At 60.3% G+C, this 22,373-nt stretch carries 30 protein-coding genes and 1 pseudogene; 15 read left to right on the forward strand and 16 right to left on the reverse strand.

Going from position 1 to position 22,373, the window contains the following annotated elements; genetic code table 11:
* Window position 1: 1 nt before the first annotated feature.
* Together B5V46_RS04190 and B5V46_RS04195 are read right to left on the reverse strand one after the other, a co-directional pair.
* Window positions 2-1,027, reverse strand: coding sequence for a helicase RepA family protein (locus B5V46_RS04190; protein WP_196774333.1), 1,026 nt, complete (start codon window positions 1,025-1,027; stop codon window positions 2-4).
* Window positions 1,002-1,289, reverse strand: a complete 288-nt coding sequence (locus tag B5V46_RS04195; protein ID WP_369822832.1) for an ATP-dependent Clp protease proteolytic subunit — start codon at window positions 1,287-1,289, stop codon at window positions 1,002-1,004. Before B5V46_RS04195 ends, B5V46_RS04190 begins: the two co-directional genes overlap by 26 nt.
* Before the next feature lie 89 nt (window positions 1,290-1,378).
* Here B5V46_RS04195 and B5V46_RS04200 point away from each other — a divergent pair, with 89 nt between their 5' ends.
* The 3 genes from B5V46_RS04200 to B5V46_RS04205 are packed head-to-tail and all read left to right on the forward strand — an operon-like array spanning window position 1,379 to window position 2,531.
* The gene (locus tag B5V46_RS04200) at window positions 1,379-1,789 is read left to right on the forward strand and encodes a hypothetical protein (protein ID WP_196774334.1); all 411 of its coding nucleotides are present in this window, start codon (window positions 1,379-1,381) and stop codon (window positions 1,787-1,789) included.
* Entirely contained in the window at window positions 1,786-1,998 is a 213-nt protein-coding gene (locus tag B5V46_RS20160) for a hypothetical protein (protein ID WP_196774335.1), read from the forward strand. Before B5V46_RS04200 ends, B5V46_RS20160 begins: the two co-directional genes overlap by 4 nt.
* Complete coding sequence (locus tag B5V46_RS04205; protein WP_196774336.1) at window positions 1,968-2,531, forward strand: type IV secretion system protein; 564 nt, start codon at window positions 1,968-1,970, stop codon at window positions 2,529-2,531. The genes B5V46_RS20160 and B5V46_RS04205 overlap by 31 nt, the downstream gene beginning before the upstream one ends.
* Before the next feature lie 36 nt (window positions 2,532-2,567).
* Here B5V46_RS04205 and B5V46_RS04210 read toward each other — a convergent pair.
* A protein-coding gene (locus tag B5V46_RS04210) for an IS3 family transposase (RefSeq protein ID WP_231119223.1) occupies window positions 2,568-3,721 on the reverse strand; the annotation gives its coding sequence in 2 pieces (ribosomal slippage) (window positions 2,568-3,469 and window positions 3,469-3,721; 1,155 coding nt in all).
* Window positions 3,722-3,957: 236 nt separating this feature from the next.
* Here B5V46_RS04210 and B5V46_RS19600 point away from each other — a divergent pair.
* The gene (locus B5V46_RS19600) at window positions 3,958-4,425 is read left to right on the forward strand and encodes a hypothetical protein (protein WP_155773936.1); all 468 of its coding nucleotides are present in this window, start codon (window positions 3,958-3,960) and stop codon (window positions 4,423-4,425) included.
* The gene (locus B5V46_RS19605) at window positions 4,422-5,255 is read left to right on the forward strand and encodes a hypothetical protein (protein ID WP_155773937.1); all 834 of its coding nucleotides are present in this window, start codon (window positions 4,422-4,424) and stop codon (window positions 5,253-5,255) included. The genes B5V46_RS19600 and B5V46_RS19605 overlap by 4 nt, the downstream gene beginning before the upstream one ends.
* A gap of 660 nt (window positions 5,256-5,915) precedes the next feature.
* On the opposite strand, the gene B5V46_RS04220 is transcribed toward B5V46_RS19605, so the two are convergent.
* Window positions 5,916-6,629 (reverse strand): GAD-like domain-containing protein, encoded by a 714-nt coding sequence (locus B5V46_RS04220; protein WP_080615440.1) that lies wholly within the window; start codon window positions 6,627-6,629, stop codon window positions 5,916-5,918.
* Between the two features lie 60 nt (window positions 6,630-6,689).
* Here B5V46_RS04220 and B5V46_RS04225 point away from each other — a divergent pair.
* Window positions 6,690-6,903 (forward strand): annotated as a pseudogene (locus tag B5V46_RS04225) (transposase); the annotation flags it as partial.
* A gap of 558 nt (window positions 6,904-7,461) precedes the next feature.
* Here B5V46_RS04225 and B5V46_RS04230 read toward each other — a convergent pair.
* Both B5V46_RS04230 and B5V46_RS04235 read right to left on the reverse strand, forming a co-directional pair.
* Window positions 7,462-7,947: a hypothetical protein gene (locus tag B5V46_RS04230; protein ID WP_196774337.1), complete on the reverse strand. Its 486-nt coding sequence runs from the start codon at window positions 7,945-7,947 to the stop codon at window positions 7,462-7,464.
* 760 nt (window positions 7,948-8,707) lie between these two features.
* Entirely contained in the window at window positions 8,708-9,916 is a 1,209-nt protein-coding gene (locus B5V46_RS04235) for a DUF2235 domain-containing protein (protein WP_080615443.1), read from the reverse strand.
* A gap of 9 nt (window positions 9,917-9,925) precedes the next feature.
* On the opposite strand from B5V46_RS04235, the gene B5V46_RS20785 reads away from it, so the two are divergent.
* Window positions 9,926-10,072 (forward strand): hypothetical protein, encoded by a 147-nt coding sequence (locus tag B5V46_RS20785; RefSeq protein ID WP_196774338.1) that lies wholly within the window; start codon window positions 9,926-9,928, stop codon window positions 10,070-10,072.
* A gap of 53 nt (window positions 10,073-10,125) precedes the next feature.
* Here the strand turns inward: B5V46_RS20785 and B5V46_RS19610 are convergent, their stop codons facing one another.
* The 9 genes from B5V46_RS19610 to B5V46_RS04280 form a co-directional block, all read right to left on the reverse strand.
* On the reverse strand, window positions 10,126-10,743 hold the full coding sequence (locus tag B5V46_RS19610) for a hypothetical protein (protein ID WP_155773938.1): 618 nt from the start codon (window positions 10,741-10,743) through the stop codon (window positions 10,126-10,128).
* A 15-nt stretch (window positions 10,744-10,758) separates the two neighbouring features.
* The gene (locus tag B5V46_RS04245) at window positions 10,759-11,802 is read right to left on the reverse strand and encodes a DUF4123 domain-containing protein (protein ID WP_196774339.1); all 1,044 of its coding nucleotides are present in this window, start codon (window positions 11,800-11,802) and stop codon (window positions 10,759-10,761) included.
* Window positions 11,803-12,097: 295 nt separating this feature from the next.
* Complete coding sequence (locus B5V46_RS04250) at window positions 12,098-12,673, reverse strand: HNH endonuclease family protein (protein ID WP_080615446.1); 576 nt, start codon at window positions 12,671-12,673, stop codon at window positions 12,098-12,100.
* Window positions 12,674-13,222: 549 nt separating this feature from the next.
* Entirely contained in the window at window positions 13,223-13,561 is a 339-nt protein-coding gene (locus B5V46_RS04255; RefSeq protein WP_080615447.1) for a bacteriophage spanin2 family protein, read from the reverse strand.
* Window positions 13,558-14,067: a lysozyme gene (locus B5V46_RS04260; RefSeq protein ID WP_080615448.1), complete on the reverse strand. Its 510-nt coding sequence runs from the start codon at window positions 14,065-14,067 to the stop codon at window positions 13,558-13,560. Before B5V46_RS04260 ends, B5V46_RS04255 begins: the two co-directional genes overlap by 4 nt.
* Window positions 14,068-14,071: 4 nt before the next feature.
* Entirely contained in the window at window positions 14,072-14,284 is a 213-nt protein-coding gene (locus B5V46_RS04265; RefSeq protein ID WP_080615449.1) for a hypothetical protein, read from the reverse strand.
* Between the two features lie 98 nt (window positions 14,285-14,382).
* Window positions 14,383-14,694: a hypothetical protein gene (locus tag B5V46_RS04270; RefSeq protein WP_155773939.1), complete on the reverse strand. Its 312-nt coding sequence runs from the start codon at window positions 14,692-14,694 to the stop codon at window positions 14,383-14,385.
* Between the two features lie 4 nt (window positions 14,695-14,698).
* Window positions 14,699-15,157 carry a hypothetical protein gene (locus tag B5V46_RS04275; RefSeq protein ID WP_080615451.1) on the reverse strand — a complete coding sequence of 153 codons (459 nt, stop codon included), beginning with the start codon at window positions 15,155-15,157 and terminating at the stop codon, window positions 14,699-14,701.
* Entirely contained in the window at window positions 15,157-15,780 is a 624-nt protein-coding gene (locus B5V46_RS04280; protein ID WP_155773940.1) for a hypothetical protein, read from the reverse strand. The genes B5V46_RS04275 and B5V46_RS04280 overlap by 1 nt, the downstream gene beginning before the upstream one ends.
* Before the next feature lie 256 nt (window positions 15,781-16,036).
* Here B5V46_RS04280 and B5V46_RS04285 point away from each other — a divergent pair, with 256 nt between their 5' ends.
* Window positions 16,037-17,092, forward strand: a complete 1,056-nt coding sequence (locus tag B5V46_RS04285; protein ID WP_080615453.1) for a phage portal protein — start codon at window positions 16,037-16,039, stop codon at window positions 17,090-17,092.
* A 203-nt stretch (window positions 17,093-17,295) separates the two neighbouring features.
* Here B5V46_RS04285 and B5V46_RS04290 read toward each other — a convergent pair whose 3' ends face one another.
* On the reverse strand, window positions 17,296-17,565 hold the full coding sequence (locus B5V46_RS04290; RefSeq protein WP_080615454.1) for a helix-turn-helix domain-containing protein: 270 nt from the start codon (window positions 17,563-17,565) through the stop codon (window positions 17,296-17,298).
* Window positions 17,566-17,623: 58 nt separating this feature from the next.
* Here B5V46_RS04290 and B5V46_RS04295 point away from each other — a divergent pair, with 58 nt between their 5' ends.
* The 7 genes from B5V46_RS04295 (at window position 17,624) to B5V46_RS04325 (ending at window position 22,303) form a co-directional block, all read left to right on the forward strand.
* Window positions 17,624-17,887: a hypothetical protein gene (locus B5V46_RS04295; protein WP_080615455.1), complete on the forward strand. Its 264-nt coding sequence runs from the start codon at window positions 17,624-17,626 to the stop codon at window positions 17,885-17,887.
* Window positions 17,888-17,962: 75 nt separating this feature from the next.
* Window positions 17,963-18,508 (forward strand): hypothetical protein, encoded by a 546-nt coding sequence (locus tag B5V46_RS04300; RefSeq protein WP_080615456.1) that lies wholly within the window; start codon window positions 17,963-17,965, stop codon window positions 18,506-18,508.
* Window positions 18,509-18,624: 116 nt separating this feature from the next.
* Window positions 18,625-18,834, forward strand: coding sequence for a hypothetical protein (locus tag B5V46_RS04305; protein ID WP_080615457.1), 210 nt, complete (start codon window positions 18,625-18,627; stop codon window positions 18,832-18,834).
* Window positions 18,831-19,826 (forward strand): tyrosine recombinase XerC, encoded by a 996-nt coding sequence (gene xerC, locus B5V46_RS04310; protein WP_231119224.1) that lies wholly within the window; start codon window positions 18,831-18,833, stop codon window positions 19,824-19,826. Before B5V46_RS04305 ends, xerC begins: the two co-directional genes overlap by 4 nt.
* Window positions 19,827-20,099: 273 nt before the next feature.
* The gene (locus B5V46_RS04315; protein WP_042456291.1) at window positions 20,100-20,450 is read left to right on the forward strand and encodes a hypothetical protein; all 351 of its coding nucleotides are present in this window, start codon (window positions 20,100-20,102) and stop codon (window positions 20,448-20,450) included.
* Window positions 20,451-20,550: 100 nt separating this feature from the next.
* The gene (locus B5V46_RS04320) at window positions 20,551-21,153 is read left to right on the forward strand and encodes a head maturation protease, ClpP-related (RefSeq protein WP_080615459.1); all 603 of its coding nucleotides are present in this window, start codon (window positions 20,551-20,553) and stop codon (window positions 21,151-21,153) included.
* 25 nt (window positions 21,154-21,178) lie between these two features.
* Window positions 21,179-22,303 carry a helicase RepA family protein gene (locus tag B5V46_RS04325; RefSeq protein WP_196774341.1) on the forward strand — a complete coding sequence of 375 codons (1,125 nt, stop codon included), beginning with the start codon at window positions 21,179-21,181 and terminating at the stop codon, window positions 22,301-22,303.
* The last annotated feature ends 70 nt before the right edge of the window (window positions 22,304-22,373 follow it).

The raw sequence follows: 22,373 nt of genomic DNA on the forward strand, positions 1-22,373 counted from the left end.
CTCAAGGGGCCTGGGCGCGCGCTATTGGTCTTCGAGCTTTGCGGTGAACCTCGCCACGGTCCTCGATCAGCCTGTTGAGGAGCGACAGGGCCTTTCGCGCCGCTTCGCTCACGCCCGCGCGTCCCGCCTCTGCGGGCACCGCCGGGTCAACCAGACAGGTCGTGACGGGATCGCCGTCTTGGTCGAGCCCAAGCTCGACCTGCCGAAGCTGGTAGCAGAAGCGATAGCCGGTCGGCCCGTCGCGCTGCTTCGTCACTTCGGCGGTGATCTGCCCCAGGTCGTCGCGGGACAGTTCGATTTCGGTGTCGATGGCGGCACGAAGGGACGAATGCCCTCGCGCCCCGCGCCCGGTGTCCTTGCCGGTGTGGTGCACCAGCATGACATGCGCCCCGGTGACACGCCGGATCAGGTCGAGATTGCGCACCAGGTCGGCAATGTCAGGGGCCGCGTTCTCATCCCGGCCCCCCATCACCCGCGCCATCGTGTCTATGACGATCAGGTCGAAGCCAGCGCCGCCCACGGCCGAGAGGTGTTGCAGCACTTCGGTCAGCGGCCCGGCCGCGCTGTCCGTTCCGGTCAGCGTGATCGGGACCGACAGCACGAAGAATTCGGGTTCATCGAGCGCCGACACCCGGTTCGCGAAGCCGCCGCCGCCCTCTGCCGCGATATAGAGGACGCGGCCCTTGTTCACCCGCCGGTTTCCCCAGCTGCGCCCCTTGGCGACATGGTGCGCCAGATCCAGGGCGAGGAACGACTTCCCGCTGTTGGACGGGCCGTAGAGGACGGAAAGGGCCGACTGGTCGAGCCAGCCCTTGACCAGATACGGGCGAGCCAGGCAGGGCGACAGATCCGCCGCCCAGGTCGTGGCGCTCAGCAGGGACAGGGCGCGGGGCTTCAAGCGCGCACGATTGCCATAAAGATGGCTGACCGCGCCCTCGGAAGCGCCTTCGGTCCCTTTTGTCGGATCTTTGGCCATGGCCGCTCGTTCCCCTGCGACGGCCTCAGGCCGCGTTTCCAGTCCAGCCATTCCGCACCGCGAGCCGCACCAGCTCGGGCGGCGGGGCCTTGAAGCGCGTGTAGTCGAACGCGGCCACCGGCTCGGATTGGAGAGCGTCATCATCGCCAAAGAGGCCGTCGCAGAAGTTGAGCGCCAAAGCCTCGTCGGCGGTCATCCAGGTTTCCGCCGCCATCCAGGCGCGGATACGCTCGACCGGATGGCCCGTGGCTCGGGAATAGGCCTGCGCATAGGTCTCGGAAATCTTGTCCAGCATGCCCGCCTCGCGGCGCAGGTCGTCTGCGGTTTAGCGCGGCGCCGAACCGCGACTTCACGCACATCGACCAATCACCTCGAAGCGCCGACTGACCGGAGGAAACCGACATGAAATTGCTCACCACGCTAATCCTGTTCGCCTCAGCTGGCCCCGTCTACGCAGACACGGCCACGCCTTTACTTTCCGCCAGCTCTGCCCGAACAGATCGCTACGGCTGCACGGTCAGACAGCGCCCGGATGGAATGACCTACAGCGGATTCCGCGATGCATGGCGCAATACCGCCGCAGATGACCTCTATTCCCTGCAAAGACACCAGGCGGCGCTAGAGGCGGGCTCATGTGAATGCGATGCACTCTGGCCTGACTGGTCCAGCATCGAAGAGGAATTCGAGGCGCTTGGCTTCGCTGATCCGCAGGCAACGGACAGCCTTCATGTCACCTGGGCTGCCGCCGAGTATTTCCCTGTCATTTCGAACCTTCGCGCGGCACTGCGGGAACAATGTCAGGAGGCTGATTGATGGGGATCGTTACATTCATCGTAGAGGCAGCCGACAAGGGCCTCGATGCCGTCGCAACTTCGCAGTTCGCCGCCGTAGCAGAGGTTTCCGGCACGATCATCATGGGGGCCGCGACCGTTGCGATCATCGCGCTCTTCATCAACATGGCATGGCAAATTCGCCCATGGACGGGCGAGAGATGCTGGTGCTGCTCTTCAAAATCAGCTTGATCAAGGCATTTGCGCTTAACTGGGCGAACTTCAACTTTGTCAGTGAACACCTAATCGACGGATTGGACGAGCTTGCTGGGAGCCTAATTGGCTCCGCCACAGGTGAGGAGGCCATTGGCTCGGCCTATTTCGCCGCACGGTTTGATCTCCAAATGGACCGGCTAGCGGAGTACGGCAACGAAGCCGCCTCGCATATGTCCAGAGTTAGCAAAGCGTTGATGGGTGTCTTCTTCATGGCCCTAATTGCTTTGGTCGGCGGGTTGGCAGGAGCGGTCTTGGTACTCGCGAAAATGATGATAACGCTGCTAATCGGATTGGCGCCGGTCATGATCCTCTGTTCGATGTTCGACGTGACGAAAGACTACTTCCACCGTTGGGTATCCTCGCTGGCGAGTTTCTCCCTTTACCCGGTCGTGATCGCCGGAGTGTTTTCGATGGTCTTCGGCTTGGTAACGCTACTGGTCAGTGACCTTGGAGCCATAAACACCGCAGACAAAGCCGGAGAGATGGTCCCGTTTTTAGGCGTGGTGTGAGCTACTCCCCATCGGTTGGACAGTATCTGGCGTAATTTAAGCTACTCTTTGCACCTGCTGATCGGGTTTGTTGATATCATTTCTCTGCCAATAAACCAGCGCCGGTGGCTTGCCGCCGAGGGCTGAGTGAGGACGCTGGTGGTTGTAGAAGGTCATCCATTTCCGGATAGCCCCTTTCGTCTCTGATCCGGTCTCCCAGGCATGCAGGTAGACGCATTCGTATTTCAGGGTTCGCCACAGCCGCTCGATGAAGATGTTGTCGAGGAATCGGCCTTTCCCATCCATCGAGATGCGCACACCGGATCGGCGGAGCCGGTCGGTCCAGGCGCAGGACGTGAACTGGCTGCCCTGATCCGTGTTCATGATCTCGGGCGGGCCGAACTTGTGGATGGCCTCGCTCAGTGCTTCGACGCAGAAGTCGGCCTCCAGGGTGTTCGAGATCCGCCAGGATAGAACCTTGCGCGTGTGCCAGTCCATGATCGCTATGAGGTATAGGAACCCGCGGCGCATGGGCAGGTAGGTGATGTCCGAGCACCAGACCTGGTTCGGACGATCCACGTGCAGCCCTTTCAGAAGGTAAGGATAGGTCTTGTGTCCTTTCGCCGGCCTGCTCGTGTTGGGCTTCTGGTAAATCGGCATCAGCCCCATGAGGCGCATTAGCCGGCGTATTCGCTTCTCGTTCACGAGATGCCCGTCATTGCGCAGGTGCCAGGTCATCTGGCGGACACCGAAGAACGGCGTCTCCAGGAACTGCTCGTCGATCTGCCGCATCAGGCCGAGGTTCTGTGCGGTCTCTCCCTTCGGCTCGTAGTAATAGGACGAGCGCGCAATCGACAGCAGCCTGCACTGCTGACCGATGGACAGCTGAGGATGGTCAGGCTCGATCATACCGCGCCTCACTTCCCGCCCCAGGGCTTCAGCTTTCGTTCCAAAAAAGAGTTGGCCACCGCCAGCTCCCCGATCTTGGCGTGGAGCTCCTTCACCTGCTCCTCGTCGATCTCGGGTCTCTTGCGGCCACCGCGCTCGAACACGCCGGACGCGCCTTCGAGCAGGGCGCGCTTCCATTGATGGATCATCGTCGGATGCACTCCGAACCGGCTCGCCAGCTCGGCCGCCGTCTCTTCACCCTTCAGGGCTTCCAGCGCGACCTTCGCCTTGAACTCAGGCGCGTGCTGCTTGCGTTTCGACATCTCTGATCTCCTTCTCGTCGAAGATCAGCAGACTGCAAATCGTAGCTTACGTCACTGTCCGAATTTCGGGGGGTAGCTCACATCCGTCCAGCCGGTGGTGGCGATGAAAAATGTGCTCCGACAGGCCTCAAGGTAAGAATTTTTCGGCGACCTGCTCCCTAGACCTTCGAAAGGAAGCCTGACACAACAGAAGTGTACGCAACACATCTGAGTAGCTCTTATGAAAGGAGGCGCTGTTGTCAGAGGAAAGCCCAGAATCCCTTGCAGGGAAAATTAAAGAAATCGTCCAGGAGGCTTGGGCTGCTGAGGCGAAACCAGTCTTGTTGAGCAATCTTGGAATGGAGCTCAGGAGAAATGGAGTTGATTACAAGTCCATCACGTCTGGAAAAAGCCTGAGCGCTTTCATTTCTGAGCGGGATAATGAATTCAAGGTGGTTCAGCACCCGAAAGAGACACTAAAGTTGGGAGTCATTCCCGCGGGTGAAGATTTTGAATTCAAGGTGGACGCTGGAGAAGAAAAGGATGGCGTCGAGGTCGAAGCTGAGGCCGGTCCGATTTCGAGGCATGCCAAGAACGCTCACGTGGCTGAAAGTCGCCGAGCCCTATATGCGTTCATTCACCAGCTTTCAAAGCTTCCAGCCTCTGAGAGAGATGGTGTCAATATCCCAGTAAATGTTCTGATTCGACTTATGGAAGGCAAATGAAGGCGGCAATCGTTGTTGGAACAAATGATCCTGAAATTCAAAATTATTTTGATGATCGTCAGGAGGCTGCAATTCCGAAAGCCTATCGCGAAGGCAGCGGCCTTGCCTTTAGCTCGTTGAAGGTGTTTCGGTTCGACCCTCACAACAAGGATGGCCTATCATATCGTGAGTATGTCGTAAGGGTGTCTCAGAGATATGATGCGGTCGCTTGTGTCGTTGGTGTTGACGTATATGATTGGGTCGATGGCTGTGAAAATCTCTTCTTCACAACCTTTTTCAACTTCCCTGGATGGCAACCAAACTATCAAAACTTCTTTTCCAAGCACTTCAGCTCTTGGCTGAAAAACTTCTCTGAAATTGCTAAGGCTGGCGGGAGCCAAAAGCAGAGAACTATGCTTCTTCTTCCGGTTACTGCCTTTGATGCCGACGAGCTTAGAGCACTGCCGAGATTGCTGAAAGACCACGCGACTGAAGGCCGGTTCATTCGAATTCTTCAATCTTACTTTGCCAGCGTAGGAGGACGTCAAACGCCGAAGAGAAAGGGGGGCGGGGATGCAACAAAGTTCTATGTTGATGATCGTCGTCACTTCTTTCAGCTGGGCCTGGAAGAACATGCTGAAGCGGGGGAGCTTCCACCCCATGATTTCTTCTGTCGCGCTGGGAAGTTTATAAGATTTGGGATTTCAATTAAAGATAAGCGACACTTCAATGTTACGGAAGAGAAGCCAAAAGATCGCATCCATATCAGACTTAAGAACTGTCATGGCCAAGAGGATGACTATGGCCCAAAGACACATTTGAACATATTTCCAAATGGCCACATAGAATAAGGGTGGCGAAGGTTGCCCTTCGTCCACCCTTCTTTGTTCTTAGTCTAAAGTTCCTTCAAACGCCTTCCGCGACATTAACCGGATCAACGCTCGGGGCGTATATTTCGAGTTTGCCGATACAGAAGCATGGCCAGAAGAGCTAAATGCATAGCCCTGCCGAGCACGCGAGAGTCTTTAGATGCGGGTTGATAGGTAGCCAGTTACTGGGCAGAAGTCAAGTGCGGGCGCGGCTCGAGTTGCACCTATGCTCACTGAACACAAGGGGCGAGCCGGGCAGCCGATCAAGACAGAGGCCCTCTGCCCTGTGACCAAGGGTGAACACAGGTTGACACCACTTGACCAGGGGATGTTGGGTTTTAGGTGGGGTGCGCCGACATGTGTGTATGAATTCGACGCAAATTCATACACTTAGATGGTGTTTTGGAGGCGAGTACCGGAATCGAACCGGTGTACACGGATTTGCAAGAGTTAGCATGTCTCTGACTTTACGCATCTTTTTGCTTAGGTTGACGCGAAAAATCCGCAGAACGTATCATGAATGCCTAGAGAGCGTTGAAAAGTCTAAGCCTAAGTGGATTGGTATCTGAATACCGCATTTTCGGTCTTTCTCGTCACGCCGAAGAGTACAGATCGCGTTGGTGGTCGCTGTTCCGGTGATTCCTACCCGATTTCACGGACCTTCTCGACGCCAGCCGGGCCGACCTTGGTGAGGTAGAAAGGCTGCGCCTGGGCGAGGAAAGCGAAGTGTTCCAGCGCGGGCACCCGGCGGATGTTCTCTACCCGGCGCATCGGGCTCTCGACGCCGACCAGCGCGAGGGCAGGGAAGAAGCCGTAGCATTCGCCGAGATCGATCGGGCCGTGCATAGCAATGCAGCGGGCGAGCATCTCCTGGCCTGCATAGTCGAGGAAGTCGAAGTCGTCCGGGCGCACCATGACTGCGCTGCGAGCAATGAGGTTTGGGTCGGGAGGGGATGCAGGTTTTGGTCGTTGAAGTGGCGGTCCAAACTGTGTCGGAGCAAGCTCCTGTGAGCTAATGCGGCCCTCGGCTAGAGAAATGCGGAATGTCTTCAATCTGTCGGACCAGACAAGAAGATCGCCAAATGGATTGTAGGAAACAACGGTACAATCATCGTGTCTGAGGTCGGGGTCAGACTTGAAGACGAGGGCAAGGACCGGGGCGAGAGTGTAAGGCTTGGCAATAGTCACTCCACCCTGCTGAAAAGTCGCATAACCCAACTCTTCCATGAAGCGGATCAGGCGGGGTGGCAGACGGCCTTCGCAATAGGCCAGCTCCGCTTCAGGCATGGGTTCGCGTGCGGTCGGTTCTCCAAGCTTCTCGGCGCGAGCGCGGTAGTTCTTCTCAATATCGGCCATCTACCGGCACCTTTCCAGATTCACGTTCATCCGTCGATCAGCTAAACCGTCCTGTCGCATAGTCCTTGGGAGAACGGCTACTGCGAGAGCTTCAACTCGAAGCTCAGGGACGGTGATCGTATACGATCACCTAAACGGCGAGATCTTCTACTCGCTGGCCGAGGCACGCGTGGTGATCGAGGCGTGGCGGGTCCATTACAACACCGCGCGGCCTCACTCGTCCCTGGGCTATCGGCCACCAGCGCCGGAGGCCGTTCACTGGGCACCGTTTTGAGCTCCGGGATCAGCCCCGCCGCATGCATCTACCTTGGCACCGAGACCCGTCATGCACTAAGACTGAAACCGGACCACCCGATAGGGGCAGACCACTGTGTCTCTCTATTAGCATGTGACTATGGTTCATAGGATGAGTAATCGAAGATGTTCATAAGCCCATGCCAATGCCTATACATCAAAGACGGTCGCTGCTGCCCCTTTGCGGCCTGTTAGGGAGGTCGGCATTCGTCTGCAGGCTGATGAACAGAAAAGATGGGCTCGGAGCGGACCTGCGGCAGCGCAGCATGACTCCTGAGCACCTGGCGCCATCGACTCGGGCGCTCCCTGCCGATTGCCGACGTTGGACACCTCAAGCCCGCGCCGCCCGTAGATCACGGAAGCGGCCGTTCATCGCGGTTGCAGCACGCGCAGGAGCCGCAAAGGTCTGGAGAGCGGACAAAGCCGCCGTTCGCCGCGAGTGCTCGATTTATGGCGCGGCTGCGAGAGTGCCGGAAGGATCGGCGGGAAGTGTGAATTCGCCGCGGCAACGCGATGGTTCGTTCTATGCCAGAAAGGCTCAAGTAGGTCTTAGCGCCAAGACTAAGCTTATGAAGCCAAGGAAAGTTGAGACCATTGCAAGATATGCGGGCACCCGGATAAGTGGGTCCGGCACTGTTAGATACCAACGGAGAATGCCCAAGAATACGCACTTCTTAACCTCTATCTCCACCTCTTGCCCTAAATCGACTCCCAGTGTTTTTCGGAGATCGTAATCTAACCTGATGATATTCTCTCGATCATTATGACCAACGACGGCGGCATACGCGCAACGACCTCGTGGAGCTGTCAACCGGACTATTTGGAAGCGCTTTGTTCCGTCACGCTTCTTGCCGTTGATAAGCGCGCGACCCTGACCCGTATGCTTCTCGGGGCACTTCTGTACCGTAAATGAGTGGGTGTTCGCGCGGTCCAAAATAATACCTGGGAAATTGTCGAGCAAACCGATAGCCGCTTCTTTTACGCTGAGTATCAGCGTTGCACTGTAATCTTTGTTTTGCAACATACTTCGCTCATTTCGAAAGGTCCGCGCTGCCATGACACTGACCTTGGCCGTCCGCTGCGCTTCGTACGAAGGTCGGCTCCTGGGTTGGAACGGACATCTGCAGTGCCTGTCACGAAGGTCGGCTCACGGCCGACTTTACCAACATCTTCTCGCTGCAACCGCAAAATGCCGCAACTGCTCGCTCGGTGAAATTGGGCTGTGAGCGGACGAATGCACCCGCAGCGAAGGCTCCGCTGGGGTGCGGCAGTATGGGCTCGGATTGGACCTGCGGCGGCGCAGCATGGCGCCGGAGCGCCTGGCGCCACCGACTCGGGCGGTCCCTGCCGATAGCCGCCGTTGAGCGCCACGCTGCCAACACCGTTGACGAAACACGGAAGTGGACATCCGCCTGGCCCATAGAACAGCTCTCAATCGGCGATGAAGGCGGGTCTTCGTTGCGGGTGCTGTTGAAAAGTTCGCTTGCGGGGCCGCTGAGCACCAGTTCATGGGACATCGCTTCGCTTTTCTGCGATCCCGGCTCTTAACGGACCCAGCCTCCTCTGCAAAGAACGACGTTCCAAACTCGGGCGGCCTCTCAGCCGCTGCCGGAGTTTTTCAAAACAATCAGCCGAGAGCGGTCGCTGGTGCCCGGTGCGGCGAAAGCCAGCCTTGGGGAGCCTTGAGCAAACGCACGCGCCGGGCAGAGCATTCACCGGCGAAACACTTTGGCTGCCGGACGCGCCTAGTGCGGCAATGACCAAAAGTAGCGCGAACACGCGGTCTAACTTTCCTTCGTGGAGCCATCGTTATTGTAAACGGTGCGCCGGCTTGCCCCCTCATGCGGCTGCAGCGGGAAAAATGGCCCCGATGGGGTCCAGCTCGCTGAGTGATGAACGTAGTTGCGACGATACTGAATACTTTCAGCGGGTGTTATGATCTCACCAGAAAGTAGACGATCCTTCAAATATTCCAGCACCTCGTCATTCTCAGGAAGGTCATAATTGCGCCCAGAGATCAAGGCTGTGAATGGAACGCCCGCGTCAATGGCCTTCCGGAACATGACATGAAGTGCGACGTGGGATAGGCCAGGATCTTTAATCCATTTGCGCTTTAGAAACCAGCGGTTCCAGTAGGGATCGTACCGGTTGGAGCCAATGGTTTCGTACTCCCGTGTCAATGCATTGTGGTCTGATTTATTTATCCAGCCATCAGAAACTAGCTGATTGAATATAGCCAAGTCTTCTGCCGTGAAATCACTGTAGCCAAACACTCGTCCTGTCTCGGCCGGCCGCGGGTTGAAGTTATCAAATTGTGACCGAGCGCGCTTTACCTCTACGCATTCCTCATAGAATTCTGGGTAGCCGCCTCCAATATCAGAATGGGCCCCCGGCATGCGAATTGTTTCGGCGCTGTTGGGAGCTTCGGTGAGTGGGAAGTTTTCTCGAAATTCATCCAGTGCTGTTATGTGAACAATCTTGGTCGCTATATCGTCGGGCAACGTGATCCTGAGATTGCCCCAGCTGCTATCGTTCGCAACAAGCCCCCAAGAAACAACCGTATCAAATATGCCTAGAAAACGGATCTCCAGTTTTGACTTATCTTCCTCTTGAAGTTCATAAAATGGGCCGCCGTATCCGTGACCAGCATGGCCACGCTTGACGCAATTTAAAAAATGCCTCGCCGCAGCCGCACCCCGACTAAAGCCAAAAACATCAACCTTAATTGATTTTATTGCTCCTGAAGACTTAGCCTTATTCAGATGCCTTAGAAAGACTAGGAAAGCATCTTTGACACGCTCTTCCACACCTGAGCGCCCCCATCCGAGGGCGAAGCCAATGGTGCTGTCATCCTGCCCTGCCGTGGTGCCGATGCCGTCAAAAATTTCTGAAAATCGACGTATTTTAGCCCCATCAGTGTTATTTTCTGCAGTCTTCGGGACGAAAGAATCATAGCTCCGGTATAGTTTCGCGACATTGCTAAGATCGTTCACATAGCTCGCTTGGCTGACGACACCACCCTCAGCGCGTACCCGATTGCCTTCTTCAACATTTGCAAGGTTATTCCCAGTCCCATCGAAAAAAACGCGATTTCCAGATCGATCAAGGGGCAGCTCGTCGTAACCGCACTGATGGACCCCTTCTGCTGAAGGTCGAAGAAGTCGTCCTTGGGGAATGAGAGATCATCCATAGCTCGGCCACCTCAATTGCAGTGTTTTGGGATATCCATTTCAGAGAGGCGATGGGAAAACCACCCTTTAACCTCCGAATTTCCCAGCATGAACTGCATGTTTGATTTTTTCCTTTCGTCAGAAATTGTATCTTGCTTGCCGCAGCTTTCTGCGAGTTTGATTGCGACTCGAGGCTTGTCGCTCGGTGGATAACTTTCATCATAGGTGACGGCCTGCACCATGCCATCTGCAGAAATGCGAAAAATCAAAATTCCGAAATCGGATGTGATCGGATCGAGTTTCAGGTCTCTCATATCAACATCCAGTGATGAAGAATATACTTTCTCGGTCACCACCTCATACCAAGTTATCTTGAAGTGAACATGTGTCGTATCGCGAGCGCTGTTTAATATATTCCTGACAGGCAAACTTGCATCAGCATCTGTGTAACCCCCATTTTGAACCCATGCCTTTTCCTCATAATCTGCAAAAACCGGACCAAATGACGGAGATTCCACAAAGGCAACCACCGGCCACCCTTCTTCAGTTTTGAGGTTGTATTTAAAGTTTTGAGTTACACTCTCGGCCTTGCAAGCCGCCACAAAAAACAGGAGGAGGCTAAATGAGGCAAACTTCGCGAATATCTTCATAGAATTTCTCGTGGTCTATTGGCCCAAGGCCGATTGAAGCTTCAAGATTCGCAAGTCCTCCGCGACTTGCTTCTGTTCCAAGTCTTTCAGGGCGCTCACTTTTAGTTTGCGTTCAAAATGAGGGCCTTGGGTCAGCTCATACCAACAAAGCGCGAATATGGAGCCGGTGTTGACGAAGCCGTATTGCGAAAAGCGTTCAGCAACACGATTGAGCGCGTCTCTTATCTCGAACTCAGTTTTTCCAGGGAGGAGTGTTGCCAAACGACTCTGGATTTTCAAAAAGTTTGCTTGAACGCGACGCGCCTTAAGTGTCTCCTTTTCTTCGACCTCCATCCTGAAATTATTGAAAGAAATTCCCGCGAATGGCCCGTTCGGAATGTATTTGGTCGCTCTTCCGTCTCGCCTGACTATCACATATCCAACAGGATTTTCATTGTCTGTATAAAACCAACCCGTCGCCAGGTCGGCTCGGCGCGAGAGATATGAAAAATGCACTTCTGCCACATCGGGCTCCCAAAACCTGAAATAGCTCCAGTTATCGTGCTCATCGCGAACCCGTGTGAACTGCCGAAATAGCCTCAGCATATTTTCTATTGTGTCTTTCGACCTAACATAGATGCCGACCTCGTTGCTCCACAGGTCAGTTTTCCTCCCTGTGTCTGTAAAAAGCTTCCGCACGAAATCATTTTCGATTTCCAATTTGACTATATATGGAGAAACATCTGCGAGCTCTTGCGCAGCGGTGCCTCGAAACAAGTTCAGATACGTTAACCCACTATTCGCCAACGTGTCGGGTAAATAAGGTATTTTCGCGGCATCCAGAATGGCAAACGTATGCGTTGACTGTTCTGCGTGCAAAATTTCTTCTGAAGAAAAGAAGTTCTCCCCAAAAAGGTTGGATGAAATATCTTCAGGTAGGTGTTTTTTCGGCCAAACGCCAAATTGCGCGTCAAGTGCTCTTACCGAAGGAAGGGTTACCTCATGAACCGCCGCAGAAGAATGACCGTCTCCATTCGGTGAGTTTGCCTCAAGGGCCAGCCAAAAGTCCTCGCTACCCAACGTCAGCCTCGTCTGTGAAATTCATTATCAATCACTTAGACTGTAGGCGCAAACAGGTGCAGAGTGAAACGATTGCCTCGACCACTGGCGAAGAGCCGCTCAAGATGCAGCTATCGGCGGAGAGCTCTATTTCTATTGAGTGACAGGGTTGGCCGCAGTGCATACGGTCCATGGCAGTTCACCCGACCCTTCCTTCAAGATGGGCGGCGAAGACGGTTTGGCAACCTGCTGAGCGTCCGCTTCTGGGAACCTCGGCCGATGCTTGGGAACAGGGCCGAACGTCCGGTCTCCGCCCCTATGCCCCACACAGCCGCCCGGTCAGCGCGACCAGTTCCCGCTCCTCGGCGGCAGACTGCACAAGCCCGTAGCTTGCGGCGATCCGCCGGAACCGCAGCACATACTGACAACGGAAGCCAGGATCCGGCGGCAGCCATTCCAGCGGTCCGCGCGCGCCCTTGGAGCGGTTTGCGGAGGCACTGACGGGCAGCAGGTTGACGGGATCGCGGGCGAAGCGGGCGCGCTTGGCGGCGGGCCAACTGGCGGCACCGTGGCCCCACGCATAGCGCAGCGGCACGATGTGATCGATGTCGAGATCGCCCGCCTCGGTGATCACCTGCCCGGTATACGGTGCGAACCAGCGGCCGTGGCGCACCGAGCAGCCCGAGGGCGCGAGCCGCACCGGCACGGTGGAGAGGTCCGCCAGCATCTCGGCCCGGGTATCGAGGCAATCGCCGTCCGGATCGGTCCAGCCCGAGCCGAAGGCCGCGCGGGTATAGGGCGCGGCCGGTGCAACGCTCTGCGGCGCCTGCGCGACCGGCGCGCAGGTCAGGAGCGTGAGGCTCAGCAGGAGCAGGGACAGGAGACGGCGCATGGGGACGGACCTTTTACCGGGGCCCCCAGGATCCGGTTAAACGCCGCCCGGGCCGGGGGAACTCATACGAGCCCCACCCTGACCTCGCGATTGGCGATGATCAACTCCCGCGCGGCGGTCGCGCCGCTCTTCGAGACCGAGTAAGTCAGCCGCACCTCCTCGATCGAGCGCCACGGCAAGACCCCGGCGGGGTGTGCATTCGGCCGGTTGCTCCGTCATAGCCCAAGGTGTTAAATTCAGACCGAACACGGTAGTGAAATGGGCGTTTCAGTGATCAGGTACACACTGACAGGATTCGGTTGGTTTCTCCTTCTTATTGGAACAATCAACATATGCGTGAAAATTTTCGGCAGCGATTTCGCCGTGTCACGATACGCTGGCAGCTCGCGAAACTTGGATACTCCCATTGCTTTTGTCCTAACTGCTCTCGTTTTCCTCGCTCTCAGCTCAATCATCGGAAAGCTCGACAAGTTGCTTGAGCGAGGTCCCAGGCAGGAATAGCATGCGCCTGCATGCAAGGTGCGGTGCCGCTGAGAACTGACTGGGGCTTTAATTTCGAGCTTGTCGCCGCCCCCTGACCGCTTCTCTGACCCTTCGCCCGATCTCGCCGGGCGAGGGGGCGATCCATCCGATCAGCGCGACCAGGACGATCCAGGGCGGGATGACATTGACGATGACGGTGTCGACGCGGTCGGCTCGGAGGTGGTTCTCGGATTGCTCCTGGCGGATCTCGCGGGTGCGGGGCCGAAGGATGGAAGGGGCGTTCTCGACCTTCACACCTTGCACGTTCTCGGCCCCGGCCTGGACATTGGCGGCGACCTGCGGCCCGAGCGGGACCGGCAGCCCGCCGCAGCCTGCCAGCAGCAGCGCCGCGAGGAGCGTCCTCATGCGCCCGACCAGCGGAACGGCGCATCGGCCGGCACGCCGTCGAGCCCCTCATGGCAGAGCTGGCGAGCCTTGTTGCGGCGGATCGCGAGGCCGCGCACGCCCTTGCCGCCCGCGAAGCGCCAGCGCGGAAGCTCATTGCAGGCGCCGCGCAGGTCGCCCGCGTTGAGCTTGCGGATGAGCGTCGAGCGCCCGGCCGCGCCGAGGCCCACATTATAGGCCCAGTCGAGGATCGCGACATAGGTCCGGTCGGGGATGCGGGTCTCGACGGGATCGGCGATCAGCCGGTCGAGCCCGGCCTCGAACTCTGCGAGCCTTCCTGCGAACATCGCTCGGCACTGGGCGGGCGTGTAGCTGTCGCCGAGATTGACGCCGCGCGTTTCGCCGAAGCAGACGGTCGGCACGCCGACGATGTCGAGATAGGCCTCTGTCTTCAGGCCCTCATTGCCGCCGACGAAGCTGAGCGCGAGGGCGGTGGCGGCGGCGCCGCGCTTCAGGATCCTGCGCATCGGCTCACTCCATCCTCTGGGCGATCAGCCGGGCGGCGAAGGCGGCCGCGGTGACCAGCGCCGAGAGCCCGGCGAAGAACCCGCGCGGGATGTCCAGCGCATCGGGCGAGGCCAGCGAGAGCCCGGCCTCGAGCCCTGACAGCAGGCCCGCGAGCAGGATGAGACGGATCGACCAGGCACGCCGGATCAGCGCGCGCCAGTGGGGCACGAGGTGCATGGGGAAACTCCTGTGGGGTTGGGGACGGCCCGGGCCTCAGGGCCAGGCGATCAGCGCGATCCAGATCGCGGCGGTGAGGGCGCAGTAGAGGGGCAGGCTCATTTGCCGCCCCGCCAGAGACGCAGGGCCTCGGCCAGCTGGCGCGGATCGCGCTTGAGCCAGAGCAGCGTGGCGGCGGCGGTTTCCAGCGCCAGCGGGCCGAGCACGGTGACGCCGACGATGGTGAGCCGCTCGGGCGTGCCCATCCAGAGCGCGATCTCGGGCCCGGCGGCATAGCCGATGGCGGCCGAGGCCAGGGTGATGCCCATGCGGGCGATCACCGCCAGCCCGTCGGTGCGGATCCAGACCAGCAGGATCGCCCCGAGGATGGCCAGCGCGGTGCGGAGCGCGCTTTCGGTGGCCTCGATCACGGCCTCACTCCCCATCCTGCCGGCCGAACACTGCATCGGCCAACTCCGGCCCCAGGAGCGCGTCCCATATCGGGTCCGCGCGGGCGAACTCGGCAAGGCCCACGAGGCGAAGCCGCACCGCGGAGCGCTCGGTTTCGGGCAGGGGGTCGGCCAGGGCGGCCAGGGCCCCGGGCATCCGCCTGGCCGCGAGATCCTCGGCCTCGCCCTGGGTCAGGATCCCGGCCGCGATGAGGGCCGAGGCCAGGTCGAGCCGGGTCAGCGTGGCGCTGTCGCGCCAGGCGGCCAGCTGCCCGGCCGGGTCCGGCTCGACCGGCACCCAGGCGCCATCGACCAGCGCGTGGTCGGGGCCGGGCCGGAGCGGCACGTCGATGGTGCCCTCGGGATAGGTGGCCAGGATCGCGGCCGAGGGGGTGCCGATGGTCTGCCAGTAGCCGCGCTCGGGGTGGTAGAAGCCCTGTTCCATCAGACCAGCTCCGACCAGATCGTGCCGCTCCAGTTGGAGATCTGGTAGTAATGCCCCGGCGGCACGATGAAGCTGGCGCAGCTGGGGGCGCCGCTGGCGGCGATGGCGCTGATGCGCACGAAGCTCCGGTTGTCGGCCGAGACATAGATGAAGCCCGCCGCCGCGCCGCCGCCGACCCCGATGCTGACCAGGATCGGACGCTTCGAGCTGTTCTGGTAGGTGACGCCTGCCGCGCGGACGGCCTTCACATCGGTCCAGCGCTGCCCGTGGCCGAGGCAGACCGCATCCCGCCAGGCGCCGAGCACCGCGCCGCTGACCAGTCCGGGCTCAGGGCTGCCGTCGTCCCGGGCCTGGGCGTCCGTCAGGCTTCTGTTGATGCAGATATAGGGGCTCCAGCCATAATGGTCCCTGTTGTAGGAGCGCACCCAGATGTCGCCGGCATCCTCGGTCTGGACGATCAGGAAGCCGCGCGCATTCCGGTATCGCCGGATCCAGAAGCCGCAATGCCAGGAGTTCGCGACAGGGGTGTTCAGGGCCTTGCTGTCGCAGAAGAAGAAGCCCGAGCCCCGTCCGGGCAGATCGGCCTCGACATCGGCGACGGCCGCGACCGTGTCATGCTGCATGCTCCGGTTGCCGAAGAGCCGGAGCATCCCGGCGAGGTCGCGATCCTCCAGGTCGGAGAGGTTGTTGCGCCCGCAGAGGGCGTCGTCGCCGATCTCGCCGATCTCGCCGATCTCGGCGGCGGTCTGGCTGAAGCGCTTGCCGGAAAGGGGGAACGGCCCCGGGATCTCGGTGGGGGTATCCGGCCGCCCAGATCGAGGCCCGTGCCTGGGCGCTGGGCGACCCCGAGGACGCAGGGTTGGCCCGCGCCCTTAACAGATGGAGGGCGTGACCATGTGGCCATTCAAGCGCAAGGAAGAAACCCGGGCGGCGTCGAGCTTCACTGCCGAAGTGATGCGGCTGCGCGAAAACTGGATCGCCGGGGCATCGGGGGTGGCTGAGTTGACCGCGACGGTGCAGACCTGCGTTTCCCTATGGGAACAGGGCCTTTCCCTGGCGGAGGTGAAAGGCACGCCGCTGCTGGACCGCTTCACCTTGGCGATGATCGGCCGGTCTCTGGCCCTGCGTGGCGAGGTTGTGCTTTGGCTGCGCGGCGACAGGCTGGTGCCCGCCTCCGATTGGGATCTGTCCACCCGCGATGGCCGCCCGAGGGCCTATCGGCTGACGATTCCCGAAGTGGGCGGCGGTGCGACCTTCACCGCGCTGGCGGGCGAGGTGCTGCATATCCGTATCGGCGCGGATGCCGCGCAACCCTGGATCGGCTCCGCCCCTCTGCGACGGGCGCGGCTCACGGCCGGGCTTCTGCAGGCCGTCGAAACCGCGCTTTCCGAGACCTACGAAAATGCGCCCATCGGGACGCAGATCGTGCCTTTGCCGGATTCGGACTCTGACGACATGGCGGCGATGCGTGCAGCGTTCCGTGGGCGGCGCGGTTCGGTCCTGGTGGTCGAGGGCGTGGCACAGGCCACCGCCGCCGGGCAACACCCCCAGATCGGCCAGCACCCGGACGACCTTACGCCGGATCTTTCCAAGGCGATGACCAAGGAAACGCTGGACGCGGCACGCAATGCTGTCAGCGGCGCTTTCGGTGTCCTGCCTGGGCTTCTGAACCCGGCGACCACGGGGCCGATGGTTCGGGAGGCCCAGCGACATCTGGCACAGTGGATGCTGCAGCCCATCGCGGCGCTGATCGCAGAAGAGGCGTCCGAGAAGCTGGGGACGGCTGTCACCCTGGACGTGATGACGCCGCTGCAAGCCTTCGACGCGGGCGGCCGGGCGCGCGCCATGTCCGCGATCATCGGCGCGATGGTGCAAGCCAAAGAGGCCGGGATCGACCCGGCGCAGGCGCTGAAACTGGTGGACTGGAACGAATAGGGCGGTCGCGCTTGTTGGGTGGGCGGACGTTTCCTCAGATTGAGGAGAACCCAGATTTGGGGCGTCCGTCCTCCATCGGAGGGCCGATCCAGATTTGGACCGGCCCTCGCCCGGCACTGAACCCAGATTTGGGGCGAGCGAACGACCCGGATCTGGGTTGGTTGCCAATTCCCTCAAATTGAGGACATCAGAGGCGCGTTTGGTCAAAAGTCGTGGCCACCGCTTGCCACCTTCTTCAGCCGAACCCCTGCGCCGCCGCCGTTCTCGGGGATGAACTCGGCCCCAGCGACCTCCAAGGCAGAGCGGATCGCATCAATGGCCTTCTGTGCAGGGTAAGGGCTGCCTGAGCCTTCTGCCCGCTTAACGGTCATTGATGATACACCCGCTGCCCTCGCCAAGGCCTCTTGAGAAAGATTGCACAGCGCCCTCGCCGCTCGAATCTGCGCGGCTAGTGAAGTTTTCTCTTGTTCCAAAATAGAACATTCCTTATGTTCCCTTTTGGAACATTACCCCCGTTAGGAGAACCTGACAATGCCCAAAGACCGCGCCTGCGCGAACAGCCTTGCTTTGCTCCGCCTCCCCTTCTTCGGCCGTGAGCGCGCCTATTGGACAGGAAAAAGGCTCCGCGCGCGTTGGCAGCGGTTCCGCCTGTGGCGCGCCTACCGGCGCCCCGTCACCTTCGAGGATCTGCGCCGGGTTGCCTATGACGCCAACCGGGCATGCCCCGAGCCCTACGCTGCCGCCCTGTTCGACAGGATTTGCCGGGAGGCGGAAAAGCGGATCATTGACTGTTGAACGCCGAAACAAATGGTCGCTTGACAATATCCATCAGGCCGACATAAATGGTCGCGCGACCATATGGAGTCAGAAGTGATCAACATTTTCCAACAGCACTTCTCCGCGGGAGACGTGACCAAAGCGGCGGATATTTCGATGTCCACGCTACAAAACTGGATCAAGCGCGACGTTATTGTTGGGCACAAGAAAATCGAGGGAGGGGGGTCTCAAGGCAGGCACCGGCGCTTTTCCTGGCACAACGTGATCGAAATCGCCACTGCAGCAGCGCTGGTCAAAGTCGGGGTTACCGACCTCAGCATCGCCTTTCGCGCCGCGCAGTTGTTCGCTCACACGGGGGCTGGCCCGCTTCCCGGAAAGCCGGGGCGCTGTCCTGGGCTTCCGTTCGAAGCAAGTAATGTGCGAACCCTCTTGTTCGTCTCCGGAGAGCACTCGCAGATCCTGCCCTATAGCCCGAACAAGGGCGGAGAAGATGTACTGGCCGTCGCCCGTATCGGCCTCAGAAAACCCGAGGCGTTCATTGTGGTGGATCTGCTCGAACTTTTTGACCGTGTATGCGGCGCCCTTGGGCTGCATCCGCAAGAGGTCATGGACCGGGCTTACTCGAAAACGCATGGGTGAGTTGATCGGGTCAACTGCAGTTTCAAAGAAGTGCGCCGATCAATGGTCTGGTTTCAGTGTCGATAGGTTCTTTCTGCCCAAGGCGCCGCACTTCTTACGACTGAAAGGAAAGGTGAATGCTTAAGCCAAGCCCCATCTTCGCAAGCGAACGCAATGCGGCCCGGCTTCTCGATATGAAGCAGGCCGAGTTTCGTGCGCTGGTGGAGGCGGGGCACCTGCCGCGCGGCCGTGAGATCGCTCCTGGCCTGATCCGCTGGCCGGTCGAAGACCTCCGCCGCATTGCCAGCGGGGAAGCGGCCGAGGGCATGGGGGACGTGAGTTGGTGAGCAAGCGCTATCTCTGGCGGCATCCGAGCGGACGCATCTACGTGCGCCTCAGGGGGCGTCTGTGCAGGATCATGGCCCCAGAGGGAACCGCGGAATTCGACCGGGAGTATTGGGAGATCCTGACCGGGAAGCGGATGCAGGCCAAGACCTCCTGGAACGCCCTTATGGACGATTACCGGACCTCTGACCGCTGGCTGGGGCTGAAACCCCGCACCCGTCAAGACTATGACAAGGTGATGGCCTACCTCCGGGAGAAGATCGGCACCCGCGACGTGAAGGCGCTGACGCGGGCGGACGTGATCGCCGCGCAGAAGGCGAACGCGCATCGGACCCGCTTCGCGAACTACATCCCGCAGATGCTGGTGATCCTCTGCGAGCACGCTATCGACCTGGGCTGGCTGGCGAACAACCCTGCGAAGGGGGTTCGGGCCCTCAAGACCCCCGAGAAACGCCGGAAAGAGCATTTTCCCTGGCCGGATTGGGCGGTAGAGAAATTCCGCTCGGAAGCCGAAGAACTGCCCCGCCTGATCTTCGAAATCGGCGTCGGCAGCGTTCAGAGGCCGGGGGATTGGGTGGGCTTCCGCTGGGGCGACTACAACGGCGAGTCCCTGACCCTTTGCCAGAACAAGACCGACAAGTCCCTCGTGCTTCCGTGCACAAACCAGCTCAGGGCGGCTCTGGATCGTGCGAAGGGCGCGCTCGGCGCGGTGCCCATCGCTGGACGACCGATCCTGATGAAGCGCGACGGCAACCCCGTGAGCTATCGCTACATGGCGCAGATCATGTTGAAGGAGCGGCGCCGCCTCGGGCTCGAAGCCTACGACCTGCACGCGCTGCGCTATCGCGGGGTGCAGGAACTGGCGCTGCACGGCTGCACCGACGACGAGATCGCGGCCTACAGCGGACACGCCACGAAAGCGATGATCGAGAAATACGCGGGCGAGGCCCGGCAGATCATGCGGGCGCGTCAGGCTGCGGAAAAGAGACGCTGAACAGAACGAGACCAGAACAAGAAACTGATACCCGAGGTGATACCCCAATGAGCAAGCAAGGCACTAACCCATTGAAAGTATTGGAGGCGAGTAGGAGAATCGAACTCCTGTACACGGATTTGCAATCCTTCCGACCACACGGAAAACGCGGGCAAATCCTGTAAACGCCCCCAAGGTCTGCCCCCTCAAAAAACAAACGCTTACGAGGCGCCTGTAAACGGCAGTCGTTCCTCGAAACTTCTCTCCAAAGACATCAAGCCCGCGCATAAGCGGATGGCGCGGGTTCTCGGCCATGCGCTGACTTATGCGTCCTTCGATGGCTGGGACTGGTTCCGCCTCTTGGCCATGGTGCGACTCACGGCGCGCGAGCGGGCCTCGCTGGCCTATGCGGCGCTGCGGTCGCTGGAGCCCGAGCAGGCCGAAATGACGGCGGCCACGGTCCTGCGCGCGGCCGGGGCACCCATGCCCCCGTTCCTGCGCGGGATGGAGGAAGCCCGGTTCTGGGCCTCGCTCGCCAATCGGGCCGAGCTGAAAGCCTTCGCGCTGGCCTCTTTCGAGGCGATGGCGCCGCGCGATCAGACCGCGTTCCTCCGGCATATCTCGGAAATCGAGGTGGCGGCATGAGACGGCTTGCCAATCCGAAGAGCCAGCGGCCGAGCAGCAGCTACCTCGCCGCCGCTCCCTCGGCGCAACCGCAACAGCCCCCCAAAGCTCAGGTGTCAGAATGACCGAAACCCTTCATATCTACGGGCCGATTGGCGAGGGCGAGAATACCCCGCCCCGGATCGGCGCGTTCCTGGACGACAATGCGGGCGTGCCGGTGGTGATCGCCGTCAATTCCTATGGCGGGATTGCCTCGGACGGGGCCGCGATCCTGGCCCAGCTCGACCGGCACGGGCAGGTCCGGGTGGAAGTGTTGGGCGTGGCGGCGTCTGCCGCGTCGCTCCTGGTGATGGGGGCGGCCGAGATCGCCATGCACCGCGCGGCGCATCTGATGATCCATGAGCCGTCCAATCTTGCCTGGGGAACCGCAGACGACCTGCGCCGCGAGGCGGGCATGCTGGACAAGATTTCCGAAACCTATGCGCAGGCCTACGCCCGCGCCACGGGCCATCCGGTCGAGCGTATCCGCGCCTGGATGGCGGCGGAAACCTGGATGACCGCCGACGAGGCTTTGGCGCTCAACTTCTGCGACGGCCTCTTTGGCGATGATGACGCTCTCCAATCCGAGCCGGTGGCCGCGTTCGACTACACGCGCTTCAAGGCCCCGCCGCCCGAGCTGGTGCGGCTCGCGGTGCGGAATGGCTGGGCTGGAAACGCGGCCTGAGGCCGTTGCAGAGGAACGAGCGGCCATGACCAAAGATCCGACAAAAGGGACCGAAGGCGCTTCCGAGGGCGCGGTCAGCCATCTTTATGGCAATCGTGCGCGCTTGAAGCCCCGCGCCCTGTCCTTGCTGGGGGCCACGACCTGGGCGGCGGATCTGTCGCCCTGTCTGGACCGCCCGTATCTGGTGAAGGGCTGGCTTGACCAGTCGGCCCTGTCCGTCCTCTACGGCCCGTCCAACAGCGGAAAATCCTTCCTTGCCCTGGATCTGGCGCACCATGTCGCCAAGGGCCGCAGCTGGGGAAACCGGCGCGTGAACAAGGGCCGCGTGCTCTACATCGCGGCCGAGGGCGGCGGCGGCTTCGCCAACCGGGTGGCGGCGCTCGATGAGCCCGAATTCTTCGTGCTGTCGATCCCGGTCACGCTGACCGGGCCGGACAGCGCGGCGGCGCCACTGACCGAGGTGCTGCAACACCTTGCCGCCGTGGGCGGCGCGGGCTTCGACATGATCGTCATCGACACGATGGCGCGGGTGATGGGGGGCCGGGATGAGAACGCGGCTCCCGATATTGCCGACCTGGTGCGCAATCTCGACCTGATCCGGCGCGTCACCGGGGCGCATGTCATGCTGGTGCACCATACCGGCAAGGACACCGGGCGCGGGGCGCGGGGGCATTCGTCCCTTCGTGCCGCAATCGACACCGAAATAGAACTGTCCCGCGACGACCTGGGGCAGATCACCGCCGAAGTGACAAAGCAGCGCGACGGGCCGACCGGCTATCGCTTCTGCTATCAGCTCCGGCAGGTCGAGCTTGGTCTCGACCAGGACGGCGACCCCGTCACGACCTGTCTGGTTGACCCGGCGGTGCCCGCAGAGGCGGGACGCGCGGGCGTGAGCGAAGCGGCGCGAAAGGCCCTGTCGCTCCTCAACAGGCTGATCGAGGAGCGTGGCGAGGCTCACCGCAAGCCGCAATATCCGAGCCACGCTGGCGTGAGCTTCGATCTGTGGCGCGATGCCTGCATGACAGAGGGCGAGCTTTCCTCCTCCGAAAACCGGGACACGCGCAAGCGGGCCTTCAATCGGTGCAGGGAAGAGCTTGAAACCGCGCGGGAAATCGTCGTGCGGGACGACCTGGTGTGGGTGGTGCAATGACCGGGACAACGCATCTTGTCCCGGCCTGTCCCGCCTTGTCCCGGTGTGGTGGGACAGAGGGCTTTGTCCC

The sequence above is a fragment of the Rhodovulum sp. MB263 genome (assembly GCF_002073975.1).
Lineage (GTDB): Bacteria > Pseudomonadota > Alphaproteobacteria > Rhodobacterales > Rhodobacteraceae > Rhodovulum.